Annotated in this window: 1 pseudogene; it reads left to right on the forward strand. The window is 63.1% G+C overall.

Annotated features, from left to right (window positions below):
• A pseudogene (locus AC1DH9_RS29810) lies at window positions 1-997 on the forward strand (RHS repeat domain-containing protein); the annotation flags it as partial.

Here is a 997-nt window from a genome sequence, read left to right on the forward strand (position 1 = left end):
CCTCAATGGCCTGGCACTCAGCGAAACCCGGCGGCTGCTGTTGGATCTGGAAACCCCCGATTGGCCGCTGGCCGTTGACGCTCGTGATGCCTTGTTGGAAGAGATACCTTTCGTCTCGACACAAACCTGTACCCCCCTCGGCGAGATCCAGACGCAGACCGATGCCAAGCACAACGTCAGAACCTTCGCCCACACCGTCGCGGGCGAGCTCAAGGCGGTTTGGCTGAAACAGGCCGCGGCCAACGAACCGCAGGTGCTGGTCAGCAACCTCCGTTACAACGCCTTCGGCCAGACCGACAGCGAAACCGCCGGCAATGGCGTGGTGACCCGTGCCGAGTACGCGGCCGATGACGGCCGGCTGAGTAGGTTGGTGGCACAAGTCGGGACTCAGAAACCCTTGCAGGATCTGCACTATGTCTACGATCCGGTGGGCAATATCGTCGAGCTGGAAGACCAGTCGCAGACGGTCAGCCATTTCAATCAACAGCGCATCGAACCGATCAACCGCTACCGTTACGACAGCCTCTATCAACTGATCTACGCCTGGGGCTGGGAGGTCAGCAGCCCAAGCCATGGCCCGGCGCTGCCGGGGTTGTTGCCGACACCGCTGGACCCCAACCAGCGGCGCAGTTACACCCAGACATTCGACTATGACCGGGCGGGCAACCTGATCACCCGCTACCACAGCGGCGCCCCGAGCTTCTCGATGTTCACCTCCGGCCACAGTAATCGCAGCCTAGGCCAACGGGACGACGGCGGGTTACCGGGCGAGGCGGAAATCGCCCGAGGCTTCGATGCCAACGGCAATCAACTGGAGCTGCAACGCGGACAAACCATGCACTGGGACACGCGTAATCAACTGAGCCGGGTGACCCTGGTCAAGCGGGACGACGGCCCCGACGATGACGAGTGTTACGTCTGCGACCGCCCCGGCCACCGCCTGCGCAAGGTGCGTCTGGCGCACACCGGCACCCGCACCTTGCGCACTGAAGTGCGT

It is taken from the genome of Pseudomonas sp. 05T35, assembly GCF_056396605.1.